The organism is Kitasatospora sp. GAS1066B, assembly GCF_041262605.1.
GTDB lineage: Bacteria > Actinomycetota > Actinomycetes > Streptomycetales > Streptomycetaceae > Kitasatospora.
This window is the reverse complement of the sequence record NZ_JBGCCO010000035.1, coordinates 50,965-66,383: the sequence shown is the minus strand read 5'-3', so window position 1 is coordinate 66,383 and position 15,419 is coordinate 50,965. Positions and strand designations below refer to the sequence as shown.

The 15,419-nt window shown below is 73.6% G+C and carries 9 protein-coding genes; all 9 read right to left on the bottom strand.

The window, feature by feature from the left end:
- Nucleotides 1–133 precede the first annotated feature (133 nt).
- Complete coding sequence (locus ABH937_RS31290) at nt 134–3,184, bottom strand: putative bifunctional diguanylate cyclase/phosphodiesterase (protein WP_370220181.1); 3,051 nt, start codon at nt 3,182–3,184, stop codon at nt 134–136.
- Nucleotides 3,185–3,471: 287 nt separating this feature from the next.
- Entirely contained in the window at nt 3,472–6,561 is a 3,090-nt protein-coding gene (locus ABH937_RS31285) for an AAA family ATPase (RefSeq protein WP_370220180.1), read from the bottom strand.
- A gap of 176 nt (nt 6,562–6,737) precedes the next feature.
- A complete protein-coding gene (locus ABH937_RS31280) occupies nt 6,738–6,920 on the bottom strand; it encodes a hypothetical protein (RefSeq protein ID WP_280687339.1) in 183 nt (60 codons plus the stop codon).
- Nucleotides 6,921–7,149: 229 nt separating this feature from the next.
- A complete protein-coding gene (gene gatB, locus ABH937_RS31275) occupies nt 7,150–8,655 on the bottom strand; it encodes an Asp-tRNA(Asn)/Glu-tRNA(Gln) amidotransferase subunit GatB (protein ID WP_280687340.1) in 1,506 nt (501 codons plus the stop codon).
- Nucleotides 8,656–8,727: 72 nt separating this feature from the next.
- Nucleotides 8,728–8,967, bottom strand: coding sequence for a hypothetical protein (locus ABH937_RS31270; protein ID WP_280687341.1), 240 nt, complete (start codon nt 8,965–8,967; stop codon nt 8,728–8,730).
- Nucleotides 8,964–10,457 (bottom strand): Asp-tRNA(Asn)/Glu-tRNA(Gln) amidotransferase subunit GatA, encoded by a 1,494-nt coding sequence (gene gatA, locus ABH937_RS31265; protein WP_280687342.1) that lies wholly within the window; start codon nt 10,455–10,457, stop codon nt 8,964–8,966. Before gatA ends, ABH937_RS31270 begins: the two co-directional genes overlap by 4 nt.
- A gap of 6 nt (nt 10,458–10,463) precedes the next feature.
- Nucleotides 10,464–10,760 carry an Asp-tRNA(Asn)/Glu-tRNA(Gln) amidotransferase subunit GatC gene (gene gatC, locus ABH937_RS31260; RefSeq protein WP_184935436.1) on the bottom strand — a complete coding sequence of 99 codons (297 nt, stop codon included), beginning with the start codon at nt 10,758–10,760 and terminating at the stop codon, nt 10,464–10,466.
- Between the two features lie 143 nt (nt 10,761–10,903).
- Complete coding sequence (locus ABH937_RS31255) at nt 10,904–12,769, bottom strand: bifunctional diguanylate cyclase/phosphodiesterase (protein WP_280687343.1); 1,866 nt, start codon at nt 12,767–12,769, stop codon at nt 10,904–10,906.
- A gap of 344 nt (nt 12,770–13,113) precedes the next feature.
- On the bottom strand, nt 13,114–15,417 hold the full coding sequence (gene ligA, locus ABH937_RS31250; protein ID WP_280687344.1) for an NAD-dependent DNA ligase LigA: 2,304 nt from the start codon (nt 15,415–15,417) through the stop codon (nt 13,114–13,116).
- Between the last annotated feature and the right edge of the window lie 2 nt (nt 15,418–15,419).

Here is a 15,419-nt window from a genome sequence, read left to right as displayed (position 1 = left end):
CGAGAATTCGAGTGCGCATGGCACCGACCTTCCTCCTCGGCGCGGGGCGATGTCAAGCAGGTGGGACGCCGTCTCGGCATCCGGACCCGGGGTGCCCCGCCGACCAGGACTGGTCCGGGCAGGTCAGGGCCGGTCAGGGCCGGTGCTCCGGCGGTTCGTGGGCACCGTGGTGGTGCGCGGCCCGGCCGGGACCGGCTTCGCCGCAGCCACCCGATCGGGTGTCGGCGGCGGCGGACAGGTAGGCGCGCCGGGCCGAGACGGCACCGAGCGGCCGCGGCAGCGGGTAGAGCCGGCGGACCAGCGCCCGGCGCAGCCGGAACTCGTCCAGCGGCTGGGCGAAGGCCAGGCCCTGCCCGTGCCGGCAGCCCAGCTCCTGGAGCACCGAGACCTGGCGCTCCTGGTCCACCCCCTCGGCGCCGGTGGCCAGCCCCAGCTCCCGGCCCAGCCGCAGCGCGTGACCGGCCAGCGCCCGGCTGCGCGGATTCTCGGCCAGCTCCTGCACCAGGGTGCGGTCCAGCTTGAGCGCGTCGAACGGCAGCCGCACCAGCGCGCCCAGCGAGCCGCCGCCGGCCCCGAAGCCGGCCAGCGCGGTACCGACCCCGAGCCGGCGCAGCGCGGCCAGCTTGCGGCCCAGCTCGTCGGCGGCGGCGTCCGAGCTCGTCCGGGCCAGCTCGATCACCAACCGCTCGGGCGGCAGCCCGCAGTCGCGCAGCGCCCCCGCGACGGTCTCGTGCACCCCGGGCGCGCAGAGCCGCTCGGCGGTGAGCCGGATGGTGACCGGGACCACGCCCGCCTGGCCGCGTCCGGCGCTGCCGAGCGCCGCCCCGCGCAGCGCCGCCTCGGCGATCGCCTGCTGCAGCAGCCAGCGGGTGAACCGGCCCGCCGCGTCGCCGGCCTCCGCGCCGCGCAGGAACTCGGCCGGGGTGAGCAGCAGGCCCTGGGCCGAGCGCCAGCGGGCGATCGCCTCCAGACCCGCCACCGCGCCGGTGCGCAGGTCGACCACGGGCTGGTGGAGCAGCGCGAAGCCGCCCTCGCGCACCGCCAGGCGCAGCCGGTCGTCCAGGTCCCGGCGGCGCTCCACCTCGGCGCGCATCGCGGGGCTGTAGAGCACCACCCGGCCCTTGCCCTCGGACTTGGCCCGGTACATCGCGAGGTCGGCGTCGCGCATCAGCTCGTCGGCCAGCGCGGCCACCTCCGCCACCGGCGGCCCGTACGGGTCGAGGTCGCGCGGGCCGAAGGCGATCCCGATGCTGGCGGCGACCGCCAGCTCGGCGCCGCCGATCCAGTACGGCTCGGAGAGCGCCAGCCGCAGCCGCTCGGCCAACTCCTGCACCCGCAGCCGGCCCAGCGGCCCGCAGACCAGCACCGCGAACTCGTCGCCGCCGAACCGCGCCACGGTGTCGCCGGAGCGCACCGTGGCCTGCAACCGGCGGCCGGCCTGCACCAGCAGCTGGTCGCCGACCTGGTGCCCGGCGGTGTCGTTGACCGCCTTGAAGCCGTCCAGGTCGAGGAAGAGCACGGCCACCGTGCCCGCCTCCTGGTACGGGTGTTCGCGCGGGCCCTCGCCACCGCGCCCGCCCAGCGCGGCGCGCAGCCGCTCGGCGAACAGCGCGCGGTTGGGCAGGTCGGTGAGCGGGTCGTGGAAGGCGTTGTGCTGCAACTGGGCCTGCAGCCTGACCCGTTCGGTGACGTCGCGGCTGTTCAGGATCAGCCCGTCGCGGTACCGGTTGACGGTGGACTCCACGTGCAGCCACTCGCCGCCACCGGCCTTGATCCGGCACTCCACCCGGGCGCTGGGCTCGGCGCTGCGAGCGGGCAGGGTGTGGGTGAGCTGGCGGGCCAGGCGCTGGCTGCGGGCCAGGAAGCGGCGGACCTCGCCGACCACCCGGTCGGTGTCCTCGGGATGCACCAGGTCGAGCAGCCGGCCGCCGACCAGCTCCTCGGGGTCGCGGCTGTAGACGCCGAGCGCCGCCGGCGAGACGTAGGAGAGCACGCCGTTGGCGCCGGTGATCATGATGACGTCGCTGGAGCCCTGCACCAGCGAGCGGAAGTGCGCCTCCTTCTGCGCCAGTTCCTGGGCCAGCGAGAGGTTGTCCAGCAGCATGATGCCCTGACGGACGATCAGCGCCAGGCCGACAGTGCAGGCGACCACGATCACCACCCGGTCCATCGGATGTCCCCCGAGAGCGTTGTAGAGAATGCCGGCGGTGCAGACGGCGGCCGCGGCGTACGGGGTCAGCGCGCTGAAGGTGGAGGCCACCCGGCGCCGGGGCGTGCCGCCGGCCGAGGGGTGCTCGCGGCTGGGCCGGCCGCGCCGCCAGCGGCTCGACCACGGCGCCGAGGCGAGCAGCAGGCTGCCGGCGAACCAGCCCGCGTCGAGCAGCGAGCCCGAGTGGTAACTGGCCTGCACCGAGGGCGTGGTGAAGAGGCCGTCGCAGACCACCGTGACGGCCAGGCCCAGCATCGCCGTGTGCACGGCGGCCCGGTTGCCGTCCCGACCGCGGAACCGCAGCCCCACCACCAGCGAGACCATCAGGATGTCCAGCACCGGGTAGGCCAGCTCGTGGATCACCCGCACCGGGTCGCCGACCTCGCCCTCGGCCGCGCGACCCAGCGCCAGGCTCCAGCTGAGCGTGAAGAGCGAGCCGGCCACCAGCCAGCCGTCCAACAGCAGGCAGAGCCAGCCGGCCGCGCCGCGCGGGCGCTGGGCCAGCACCAGCAGGCCGGTCAGGGTGAGCGGGGCGAAGGGCAGGAAGGCGTAGTCGGCGAACGAGTCCGCCGGCAGGGTGGTGCGCTGCACCACCTCGTACCAGCCCCAGGTGCCGTTGCCGACCGCCACGCAGACCGAGGAGAGACCGAAGAGCAGCCAGGCGGGGCGCGCGGACCCCGGCACCGTGCAGCCGTGCGCCAGGCAGGAGAACGCCGCCGCCAACGCCGCGCCGGCCAGCCCGAAGTCGCCCATGAAGGTGGCGAGCGAGGGCGAACCCCAGCCGGTGGCGGCGCCCAGCGCGTAGCCGGCGCAGAGCAGGGCGATCAGCAGACCGGGCAGCCGACCGGCCGGCGGCTGCGGACGGGCCGGTGGCCGGGCCGACGGCCGATCCGGAGCAGCAGCCTCGTGGGGACGGCTCGGCGACGCGACGGCCGGCGGCTCCACGGCCTGGGGCACGACTTCAAGGCGGCTCACCGGGCACCTCCCCCTGCGCGGACGCCGCGGACGCCGCAGGCGATGCGGACGCCGCTGACAAGGCGGATAGGACGGACAGGACGGACAAGGCACAGACCGCGGACACCGCGGACAGCACAGCCCGGCAGATACCCCGCACCACTTCGGTCACTCAATGACACACGCACTCAACTTAGAGTAATGGTCCGAGAGTAGGGATATGCACCCGCTTCCACCAGATCGGCCCGGTTGGCCGTAGCGCACGCCCTGGGGCACGCGCGCCGGGGCGCGTGCGTCCGTGCGCCGGACTACGCGCCGCCAGCGGCCGGTACCAGCCCCTCCCGGGGGAAGAGGCGCAGCCGGTGGGCCAGCGCCGCCGCCTCGCCCCGCCCGGAGACCTCCAACTTGGCCAGGATGTTGGAGACGTGCACGCTGGCGGTCTTCGGCGAGATGAAGAGCTCCGCGGCGATCTGACGGTTCGTCCGCCCGTCGGCCAGCAGCCGCAGCACATCGGTCTCCCGGGGCGTCAGCTGGAACGCGGCCGGGCCCTGCGGCACCGGCTGCGGCGCGGCGGCCGGCTCGGCGGGCCGCAGCTGCCGGGCCACCCCGGCCCGTTCGGCCAGCCTGGCGATCTCGCCGCCCAGCTCCCGATCGCCACGCCGCTCGGCCAGCTCGGCCGCCTCGCGCAGCAGTTCGCCGGCCTGCTCGCGCCGGCCGGCAGCCGCCGCCGCGCCGCCCGCGCCGAGCAGCGCGAGAGCCAGCGGATGGGGCAGCCCGGTGGCGCGCAACGGTTCGATGGCGGCCGCCCAGTGCGCCGGGGTGTCGCTGCCGGTGGCCCGGGCCGACTCGGCCTCGGCCAGCCGCAGCCAGCCCCAGTGCAGCGGCGCCAGCGGTCGCAGCGCGGCCAGCTCGGCGGCGATCCGGCGCAGCACCTCGGGGCGGTCCGGATCGGCGGCGGGCAGGCCACGCGAGTCGGCCTCCACCGCGGCGGCCCGGGCCAGCAGCGGCAGCAGGAAGCTCGCCCGGGACGACGGCGCCAGGTCCAGCGCGGCCAGCAGGGCGGCCCTGGCCTCCAGCGGGCGCCCGGCCCGGCCGGCCAGGTCGATCGCCAGCCGGGCGTTGGGCAGCGCGTGCTGCGACTCGTGCCGCTCGCCCGCCCTGGCCAGCGCCAGGTGCTCCTCGGCCGCCGCGAGATCGCCGCGCAGCAGCGCGAGTTCGCCGCGCAGCCGGTACAGGAACGGGTCGTACGCCTCGGGGCGGCCGTCGCCCTCCCAGCCGGCCAGCACCTGGGCCGCCTCGGCCGGGCGGCCGACCAGCAGCAGGCACTCGGCCACGTTGCCGGCCAGGATCGCCCCGGTGTTGCGCAGCAGGCCGAGGTCGCCGGCCACCGCCAGGCCCTCGCGGGCCAGTTCGAGGGCCTCCTCGGCCCGGCCGAGCTGGGCGAGCAGGCTGGCCAGGTTGTTCAGGCCCCGGGTGATCAGGTCCGGGACGCCGAACCGGCGGGCCCCTTCGATCGCCTCGCGCAGCATCGCGATGCCCCGCTCGGGGTCGCCCAGTTCGGTGTAGAGCGAGCCGAGGGTCATCCGGGCGAACAGCTCGACACTGGTCGCGCCGACCTCGCCGGCGATCGCCACCGCCTGCTCGGCGACCTCCAGGTCGGCCTCGGTGGCGTACTGGAGCAGCGCCTGTCCGGCCGCCAGCGCGTACACGTCGGCCTTGACCGCGGACGGCGCCATCGCCTCGACCAGGCGCAGCGCGTGCGCCAGCTCCTGGTCGCCGCCGGTGCGGTTGAGGTGGCCGAGCATCCGGGCCCGGTTCATCCGGAACCAGGCGGCGCGCAGCGGGTTCTCGGCCTCGTCCACCAGCTTGAGGGCCCGCTTGGCCAGGCTCAGGCCGCGGTCCCGGTCACCGGCCCGGCGGGCCGCGACCACCGCCTCGGCCAGCACGTCGACCAGGCGCAGCCGGTCGCACTCGGGCACGCAGGCACCCGGCGCGCAGCAGCACGGCGGGTAGGTCTCGGCCCAGTCGTGCGGGCGCAGGGTGGCCCGCAGGGTCTCCTCGGCGACCTCGTCCCACAGTTCGATGGCCCGCTCCAGCAGGCTGAGCTGCTCGGCGAAGGCGTTGCGCCGCCGGGCCGCCCGGGCGGCGTCCAGCGCGCAGGGCAGCGCGCGGGCCGGATGGTGCGCGTGGTACCAGTAGTTGGCCAGCCGGGCCGGGCGCTGGTCGCCGCCGACCAGGGCCGGATCGGCCTCCAGGGCCTCGGCGAAGCGGCGGTTGATCCGGGTCCGCTCGCCCGGCAGCAGATCGTCCGAAACCGCCTCACGGACCAGCGCGTGCCGGAACCGGTAGCCCTCGCCGTCCTTGTCCGGCTGCAGGATGTTGGCGCCGACGGCCGTGCGCAGGGCGTCGAGCAGTTCGTCCTCGGGATCGTCCAGCACGGCTTCGAGCAGCTGGTGTTCGATCCGGGAGCCGCCCTCGGCGGCGATCCGCACCACCCGCTGGGCCTCCTCGGGCAGTGCCTCCACCCGCACCAGCAGGATGTCGCGCAGCGAGTCGCTCAGCCCCACCGAACAGCCCTCCTGGTGGGAGCAGGCCAGCTCCTCCACGAAGAACGGGTTGCCCTCGGAGCGCCGGTGGATCCGGGTCACCAGCTGACGGTCCGGCACCTCGATGCCCAGGATGCCGGCCAGTTGGGCGGCCACCTCCTGGCGACCGAACCGGTCCAGCTCCAGCCGGTGCACGGTGCGCTGGCGCTCCAGCTCGGCGAGGAAGGGGCGCAGCGGGTGGCGGCGGTGCAGGTCGTCGGTGCGGTAAGTGGCCAGGATCAGTACCCGGGACCGGTGCAGGGTGCTGATCAGGTAGCCGAGCAGTTCCCGGGTGGAGCGGTCGGACCAGTGCAGGTCCTCGATCGCCAGCACCAGGGTGCGCTCGGCGCTGAGCCGCTCGAAGAGCCGGCCGATGTGCTCGAACAGCCGGGCCCGGCCGTACTCGTCGTTGGGTTCGGTGTCGGCCTCGCCGAACTCCGGGAGCAGCCGGGAGAGCTGACCCTCCATGCCCTCGGCGGCCTGCTCCAGCTCCGGGCCCAGGCGCCGGTAGAGCCGGCGCAGCGCGGTGACCAGCGGGGCGTACGGCAGGCCCTCGGCGCCGATCTCCAGGCAGTTGCCCAGCATGGTCACGGCACTCGCCCGCTCGTCCCGCTCGGCCTGGCAGAGGAACTCCTCCAGCAGCCGGGTCTTGCCCACCCCCGCCTCGCCGCCGACCAGCAGCGCCTGCGGCTTCCCGGCGGCGGCGCGGCGCAGTGCGGCGGTGAGCGAGGCGATCTCGCTGCCGCGGCCGACGAACACAGGACTGACCGAGATCTGCTCCACGGCGCCGAGCATCCCACAGAGCACTGTCACGGACCGAACGGTTATCGAGCCGGCCTCACTCGTCGGCTGCGCGGCCGCCGGCCGCGCGGACACCGACGGGTCGGCGGACGTGAAGCGGGGAGGGACGCCGTTGGCATCCCTCCCCCGCCGGTGCGCGGTGCGCGGTTCCGCTGCTCCCCTCGTGGCAGCGGAATCCGGCAGTCCGCTCAGCACTCGCCGAGACGGCCCTGGCCCGCCGGCCGGCGCGGACCCGCGGTCGGCCGCAGCGCCCGGCGCGCCCGGGCCGCGCGGTTGATCCGGCGGGCCTCGGCCACCAGCCGCTCGTGCGCCGCCATCTCGCGCAGCTCGGCGCCGCGGTGCTGGACGATCTGGTACTGGAGCTCGTTCATCTGCGTTCCCTCATCCCTCGTTCTCGCGCGTCGTTCGCGATGCCTCTCGCGCCTCGTTCGCGATACCTAGAGCCTCCTCTGCCAGGCGGGGACGGGGCATCGGCAGCTTGCCGGATCTTGCGGGGCGTCAGCTCCTTAGGAAGCCGGCGGGAACGCCGAAAGCGCTGGTGGCCGCCCCTAAGGAGGGGCGGCCACCAGCGCTTTGGAGGTCCTTAGAGCGGGCCCGGGCCTAGGCGGCGCCGAGCTTCTCCAGGATGAGGTCCTTGACCTTCGCCGCGTCCGCCTGGCCGCGGGTGGCCTTCATCACCGCGCCGACCAGAGCGCCGACTGCGGCGACCTTGCCGTCGCGGATCTTGTCGGCGATGGCGGAGTTGTCGGCGATGGCCTGGTCGACGGCCGCGCCCAGCGCGGAGTCGTCCGAGACCACGGCCAGGCCGCGGGCGGCGACCACCTCGTCCGGCTCACCCTCGCCGGCCAGCACGCCCTCGATCACCTGGCGGGCCAGCTTGTCGTTGAGCTTGCCCTCGGCCACCAGCGCGCAGACCCGGGCCACCTGGGCCGGGGTGATCGGCTGCTCGGCCAGCTCGATGCCGGTCTCGTTGGACCGCCGGGCCAGCTCGCCCAGCCACCACTTGCGGGCCTGGTCGGCCGGGGCGCCGGCCGCGATGGTCTGCTCGATCAGCTCCACCGCACCGGCGTTGAGCACCGACTGCATGTCCAGGTCGGACAGGCCCCACTCGGCCTGCAGCCGGGCCCGGCGCACCCGGGGCAGCTCCGGCAGCTCGGCCCGCAGCTCCTCGACCCACTCCCGGGCCGGGGCGATCGGGACCAGGTCGGGCTCCGGGAAGTAGCGGTAGTCCTCGGCGTTGTCCTTGATCCGGCCGGCCGTGGTGGAGCCGTCCTCCTCGTGGAAGTGCCGGGTCTCCTGCACGATCGTGCCGCCGTCGCCGAGCACCGTGGCGTGCCGCTGGATCTCGAACCGGGCGGCCCGCTCCACGCTGCGCAGCGAGTTGACGTTCTTGGTCTCCGAGCGGGTGCCGAAGGTCTCGGTCCCGTTCGGGCGCAGCGACAGGTTGACGTCGCAGCGCATCTGGCCCTTGTCCATCCGCGCCTCGGAGACGCCCAGCGCCTTGATCAGCTCGCGCAGTTCGGCCACGTAGGCCTTGGCCACCTCGGGCGCGCGCCGGCCGGCGCCCTCGATCGGCTTGGTGACGATCTCGATCAGCGGGATGCCGGCCCGGTTGTAGTCCAGCAGCGAGTGGGTGGCGCCGTGGATCCGGCCGGTCGCGCCGCCGACGTGGCTGGACTTGCCGGTGTCCTCCTCCATGTGGGCGCGCTCGATCTCGACCCGGAAGGTCTCGCCGTCCTCCAGCTGCACGTCCAGGTAGCCGTTGAAGGCGATCGGCTCGTCGTACTGCGAGGTCTGGAAGTTCTTCGGCATGTCCGGGTAGAAGTAGTTCTTCCGCGCGAACCGGCACCACTCGGCGATCTCGCAGTTGAGCGCCAGCCCGATCCGGACGGCCGACTCGACGCCGATCGCGTTCACCACCGGCAGCGAGCCGGGCAGGCCCAGGCAGGTCGGGCAGGTCTGCGAGTTGGGCTCGGCGCCCAGCTCGGTCGAGCAGCCGCAGAACATCTTCGTCTTGGTGCCCAGCTCGACGTGGACCTCCAGGCCCATGACGGGGTCGTAGGAGGCGAGTGCGTCGTCGTAGGAGACCAGGTTCATGACGCTCACAGCGTCCCCTTCACTAAAAGACTTGGGAGGTACCGGTCCGGCCCCGCGCACGGGGCCGGACCCGACGGGGCGTCAGCCCGCGAGGACGTCGTCGCTGCCCAGCTGGCGCAGCTCACGGACCAGCAGCAGGGTGCCGGTGAGCAGCGCCGCGGCACCTACGACGGCGTTGGCCAGCAGCAGGGTGTCGTTCTCGCTGCGGGCCTTCCTGAATTCCTTGACGACGCCCAGCGCACCGAAGGTGCTGGTGCCGATGGACAGCCACAGGCCGGGCTTGGTGTGCTTGAAGCCTTTGGCCTTCTCTAGCTTGCTCACAGTGCCGGTGCCTCCTCCAGCAGGGGGTGACCCCACTTGTCGTTGAGTGCGGCCTCCACGGCGCCGCCCACGCGGTACAGGCGGTCGTCCGCCATCGCGGGTGCGATGATCTGCAGGCCGACCGGGAGATTGTCCTCCGGGGCCAGCCCGCAGGGCAGTGACATGGCCGCGTTGCCCGCGAGGTTCGAGGGGATGGTGCACAGGTCGGCCAGGTACATCGCCATCGGGTCGTCGGCGCGCTCGCCGATCGGGAAGGCGGTGGTGGGGGTGGTCGGCGAGACCAGCACGTCGACGTCGGCGAAGGCCTGGTCGAAATCGCGCGAGATCAGCGTGCGGACCTTCTGGGCCGAGCCGTAGTAGGCGTCGTAGTAGCCCGAGGAGAGGGCGTAGGTGCCCAGGATGATCCGGCGCTTGACCTCGGGGCCGAACCCGGCCTCCCTGGTGAGCGCGGTGACCTGCTCGGCCGAGGCGCTGCCGTCGTCGCCGACCCGCAGGCCGTAGCGCATCGCGTCGAAGCGGGCCAGGTTGGAGGAGGCCTCGCTGGGCGCGATCAGGTAGTAGGCGGGCAGCGCCAGGGTGAAGGACGGGCAGGAGACCTCGACCACCTCGGCGCCCAGCTCGCGCAGCAGCTCCACGCTCTCGTTGAAGCGCTGCATCACGCCGGCCTGGTAGCCCTCGCCGGCGAACTCCTTGACCACGCCGATCCGCATGCCGCGCACGTCGCGCAGCTTGGCGGCGGCGACCACGGCCGGCACCGGAGCGTCGATCGAGGTGGAGTCCAGCGGGTCGTGGCCGGCGATCGCCTCGTGCAGCAGCGCCGCGTCCAGCACGGTGCGGGCGCACGGGCCGCCCTGGTCGAGCGAGGAGGAGAAGGCGATCAGGCCGTAGCGGGAGACCGAGCCGTAGGTGGGCTTGACGCCGACCGTGCCGGTGACGGCGCCGGGCTGGCGGATCGAGCCGCCGGTGTCGGTGCCGATCGCCAGCGGGGCCTGGTAGGCGGCCAGCGCGGCCGCCGAGCCGCCGCCCGAGCCACCGGGGATCCGGGACAGGTCCCAGGGGTTGCCGGTGGTGCCGTACGCGGAGTTCTCGGTGGAGGAGCCCATCGCGAACTCGTCCATGTTGGTCTTGCCCAGGATCACCACGCCCGCGTCCTTCAGACGGGTCGTCAGGGTGGCGTCGTAGGGCGGGATCCAGCCTTCGAGGATCTTGGAGCCGCAGGTGGTCGGGACGCCCTTGGTGGTGAAGACGTCCTTCAGCGCGAGCGGCACGCCGGCCAGCGGGCCGAGCTCCTCGCCCTTGGCGCGCTTGGCGTCCACGGCGCGAGCGGCCGCCAGGGCGCCCTCGGTGTCCACGTGCAGGAAGGCGTTGACCTTCTTGTCGACGGCGTCGATCCGGTCCAGGTGGGCCTGTGCCACCTCGACGGCGCTGACGGTGCCGGCGGCGATCGCCGCCGCGGTCTGCGCGGCGGTGTGCTTGATCAGGTCGGTCATCGCTGGTCAGTCCTCCCCGAGGATCTGCGGAACCCGGAAACGCTGCTCCTCGGCGGCGGGGGCGCCGGACAGCGCCTGCTCGGGCGTGAGCGAGGGCCGGACCTCGTCCGCGCGCATGACGTTGGTCAGCGGCAGCGGGTGGGAGGTGGGCGGGACGTCCGCTCCGGCGACCTCGGAGACGCGGGCGACCGCGCCGATGATCACGTCCAGCTGCTCGGCGAAGTGGTCAAGCTCTTCCGCCTGCAGCTCCAGACGCGACAGCCGGGCGAGGTGGGCGACCTCCTCGCGCGTGATGCCAGGCATGCAGCGATCCTCAAGGTGAGTTCTGAGTAAGGCCGGACACACGGCGGTGTCCAGCCCGGACGGGACCGGCGGCGCGGGGCCTGCTGGTCAGCCGTCCTCTTGTCTTTACCGCCCATCCTAGGGGGCCGGACCCGCCCCCCGTGTTACTGCGGGGTCGTAGGAGCCTCGGTGGGCGGGCTGAGCGGCTGGCGGGGCAGGCCGGGGTGGCGCAGTTCGGCCTGCCCGGTCCAGCGTTCCAGGTGGGTGAGCCGCTCGGCGGAGGGCGGTCCGGTGCGGTGCACCCTCAGCCAGGCGGTGGCCTGGTCGGCGGGCAGCGCGGCGGAGACCAGCCAGCCCTGGACGGCGTCCACGCCCAGGCCGTGCAGGCGCTCCCAGGTCTCGTCGTCCTCCACGCCCTCGGCGACCACGGTCAGGCCGAGCGAGTGGGCGAGTTCGACCGAGCAGCGGACCACCGCCGCGTCGTGGTCGTCGGCGACCATCCGGGAGACGAAGGAGCGGTCGATCTTCAGCTCGCCGACCGGCAGGCTGCGCAGTCGCACCAGCGAGGAGTGGCCGGTGCCGAAGTCGTCCAGGGACATCCCGACGCCGTACCGGCGCAGTTCGGCCAGGGTGTCGGCGGCCCGCCGCGAGTCGTCCAGCAGCAGCCGCTCGGTGATCTCCAACTGCAGCGCCTGGGCCGGTACCTGATTGCGACTCAGGTGGTCGGCCACCCGCTGGGCGAAGCCGGGGTTGAGCACGTCGCGCGGCGAGACGTTGACCGCCACCTGCACCTGGAGGCCCTGCGCCCGCCAGGTGGCGAGCTGGCCGATCGCGGCCTCCAGGACGTAGTCGGTCAGGCGGGGCATCAGGCCGCTGGACTCGGCGAGGCCGACGAACTCGTCGGGGGAGACCCGACCGCGTCCCGGCCGCTCCCAGCGGAGCAGCGCCTCCAGGCCCACCACCCGGCCGTCGAAGGCCACCTTGGGCTGGTAGTGCAGTTGCACCTCGCCGGTCTCCAGCGCCCGGCGCAGGTCGCCGAGCAGGCCGATCCGGTAGGGCGTGTCGGCGTCCTGGGAGTGGTCGTACTGCTCGACTCCGGTGCGCCCGCGCTGCGCGTGGCCCATCGCCACGTCCGCGCGACGCAGCAACGATTCAGCGTCGCCGGCGTGCTGTGGGTAGACGCAGACACCGGCGGTGGCCTCCAGCACCAGCAGCAGGCCGTCGAGCCGGATCGGCGCGGCGAGTTCGGCGATCAGCGCCTTGGCCAGCCGCTCCAGGGTGTCGGGGTGGCCGACCCCGGGCAGCAGCACGGCGAACTCGTCGCCGCCCATCCGGGCCACCACCGCGCGGCGGCCGTGCTCGGCGGCGGGCGGCAGGCCGGCCAGCAGTTCCTCGGTCTCCCGGCGGCGGTCGGCGGCGGCGAGCGGCCCGAACGGACCCAGCCCGTCCGGGCCGCCGCCCGGGCCGCCACCCGGACAACGGCCGCGCCGGGCCGGCAGGGCGGCGCCGGTCGGATCGGCCGGATCCGTCGTTCCGGATGGGCCGCCCGGGCCACCTGGGCCGCCTGGGCCAGCCGCGGGCTTCGGTACGCCGGTGGCACCGCGCAGCACGCGGTGCAGCCGGCGGCCGATGTGCACGAGTAAGCGATCGCCGGCCGCATGCCCGAGGGTGTCGTTCAGCGACCGGAACCGATCGAGGTCCAGCAGGATCAGACCGACGCTGTACTCCTCCTCGGTCTCGTGCTCCAGGATCGCCTCCTGGGCGGCCAGCAGCAGGGCATGGCGGTTCGGCAGGCCGGTCAGCGGATCGGTGAGCTGGTCGCGGGCCCGGTCCCGGGCGATCCGCCAGGCCGCCACCAGGACGGCCAGCGGGACCGCGAAGAGCGGCAGCAGTTCGGGCTCGTACCGGCTGACCAGGACGGCCAGCGGAATGAGCGGTGCGGCCCCGGCCAGCAGCACACCGAGCAGCAGGACCGCACCCGCCACCCCCTGCGGCGGACGCGTCAGCGCACCGCCGGTCGAACCATCCATACGCCCTGTCCTCCGTCAGGCCCGCCCCCGCCAGGCCGCATCGCGGCTGGAACCGACCCGAAGCACGGTCGGCCCTGGCACTTACCTGATCACGTGCCAGTCGGTCTCAGCCCGGAAGCGCCCCTGTCGACGCCGGCCCCCGACTTGTCGAGCTGGCCGGTGCCCCCCACTCCTGCTGACACACTGTTGCGCTCCAGGGTAAGTCCGCCCCCACGGGGAGGGCGGACTTTCGGTCATCCGGGAGCACGCCAGCACGGATCCGGCGCCGCACAGTGACACGATGCCCCCTTTACACGCCCACCATCCAGGTGACGGGGCATCAGCACGATAACAAGAGGGATACGTCAGCCCTGGTCAGGCCCCTCAGGGGTTACGCCCGCGGACTCCTTCGCGGGCGCACTCTCGATCGGCGGCAGCCCGAGGTGCGCGCGGGCCGCGGCCGGGCCGGCCTCCAGCAGCACCTCGAAGCCGGCGTCATCCAGGACGGGCAGCCCGAGTTGGACCGCCTTGTCATACTTCGAACCCGGATTGTCGCCGACCACGACGAAGTCGGTCTTCTTCGACACCGAACCGGTCACCTTCGCACCGCGCGAGACCAGCGCCTCCTTGGCTCCGTCCCGGGTGTGCCCGGCCAGCGTGCCGGTGACCACCACGGTCAGCCCCTCCAGCGGCCGCTCGGCCTCGTCCTCGGCGGCCTCCTCGACGAAACGGACCCCCGCCGCACGCCACTTGTGCAGGATCTCGCGGTGCCACTCCTCCTCGTGCCACTCGATGATCGCCCGGGCGATGATCGGGCCGACCCCCTCGGTGGCGGCCAGCTGCTCCTCGCTCGCCGCGAAGATCGCGTCAAGGTCGCGGAACTCGCGGGCCAGCGCCTGGGCGGCCACCGGGCCGACATGACGGATCGACAGGCCGTTGAGGTAGCGCCAGAGCGGGCGCTCCCTGGCCGCCGCCAGGTTGTCGACCAGCAGGGTCGCCGTCTTCTTCGGCTCGCCCTTGAGGTTGGCGAAGAACGCGACCTGCTTCTCCTTGCCGGTCTTGTCGTCCAGCTTGGGCATGCCGGTCTTCTGGTCGCGCACCAGCACCTTGATCGGCAGCAGTTGCTCGACAGTCAGGCCGAAGATGTCCCCCTCGTTCTTGACGGGCGGGTCGGCCGGCTCCAGCGGCTGGGTGAGCGCGGTGGCCGCCACGTAGCCGAGGCCGTCGATGTCCAGCGACTCGCGGCCGCCCAGGTAGGCGATCCGCTCGCGGATCTGGGCCGGGCAGAACTGGGTGTTGGGGCAGCGCAGGTCGATGTCGCCCTCGGACATCGCGCGCAGCTCGGTGCCGCACTCGTGGCAGTGGCTCGGCATCACGAACTCCCGCTCGGTGCCGTCCCGCAGGTCCTCGACCGGGCCGAGGATCTCCGGGATCACGTCACCGGCCTTGCGCAGCACCACCGTGTCCCCGAGCAGCACGCCCTTGGCCTTGACCACGTCCTGGTTGTGCAGCGTCGCGTACTGCACCATCGAGCCGGCCACCTTGACCGGCTCGGCCAGCACCGCGAACGGGGTGGCCCGCCCGGTGCGGCCGATGCCGACCTGGATCCGGTCCAGCTTGGCGGTGACCTCCTCCGGCGGGTACTTCCAGGCGATCGCCCAGCGCGGCGACTTGGAGGTGGAGCCGAGCCGGCCCTGCAGCGCGATCTCGTCGACCTTGACCACCACGCCGTCGATCTCGTGCTCGACCGAGTGGCGCTGCTCGCCGTACTGCTTGATGAAGGCCCGGACCTCGTCGAGCGTGCCGACCACCCGGTTGTGCCTGGCGGTCGGCAGGCCCCAGTCGCGCAGCAACTGGTAGGCGTGCGACTGGCAGTCGATGTCGAAGCCCTCGCGGGCGCCGATGCCGTGCACCACCATGTGCAGCGGGCGGGACGCGGTGACCAGCGGGTCCTTCTGGCGCAGCGAACCGGCGGCGGCGTTGCGCGGGTTGGCGAAGAGCTTGACCAGGGCCTGCGGACGCTTGCCCTCCTTGGCCCGCTCCTCGTTCTCCCGCCTGCGGCGCTCGTTCTGCGCCGCGAGCGAGGCGTTCAGGTCGGCGAAAGCCTCGGTGGGGAGGTAGACCTCGCCGCGGATCTCCACCAGCGCGGGGACGTTCTCGCCCTGCAGCCGGTGCGGGATGTCCTTGATGGTGCGGACGTTGGCGGTGATGTCCTCGCCGACCCGGCCGGTGCCCCGGGTGGCGGCGAGCACCAGCTCACCGTTGACGTAGGTGAGGTTGACGGCCAGGCCGTCCACCTTGAGCTCGCACAGGTAGTGGTAGTCGACGCCGTCCAGCTCGCGGGCCACCCGGTCGGCCCAGGCTGCCAACTCCTCGTCGTCCATCGCGTTGTCCAGGCTGAGCAGCCGCTCGCGGTGCTCGACCTTGGTGAACCCCTCGGCCGCGCCGCCGCCCACCTTCTGGGTCGGCGAGTCCGGAGTCACCAGCACCGGGTGCTCGGCCTCGATCGCCTCCAGCTCGCGCATCAGGACGTCGAACTCGGCGTCGCTGACCACCGGGGCGTCCTGCTCGTAGTAGCGGACCCGGTGCTCCTCGAGCTCGGCCGCCAGCTCGGTGTGGCGCCGCCGCACCTCCGCCGGGACTTCCTCCCAGCCCTCGACAGCCGCCACCG

What these genes read in the sequence shown, in the direction of transcription:
- gatA (WP_280687342.1), bottom strand. Translation starts at nt 10,457, where the DNA reads ATGACCGACCTGATCAAGCACACCGCCGCGCAGACCGCGGCGGCGATC.
- ABH937_RS31255 (WP_280687343.1), bottom strand. Translation starts at nt 12,769, where the DNA reads ATGGATGGTTCGACCGGCGGTGCGCTGACGCGTCCGCCGCAGGGGGTG.
- gatC (WP_184935436.1), bottom strand. Translation starts at nt 10,760, where the DNA reads ATGCCTGGCATCACGCGCGAGGAGGTCGCCCACCTCGCCCGGCTGTCG.
- ABH937_RS31280 (WP_280687339.1), bottom strand. Translation starts at nt 6,920, where the DNA reads ATGAACGAGCTCCAGTACCAGATCGTCCAGCACCGCGGCGCCGAGCTG.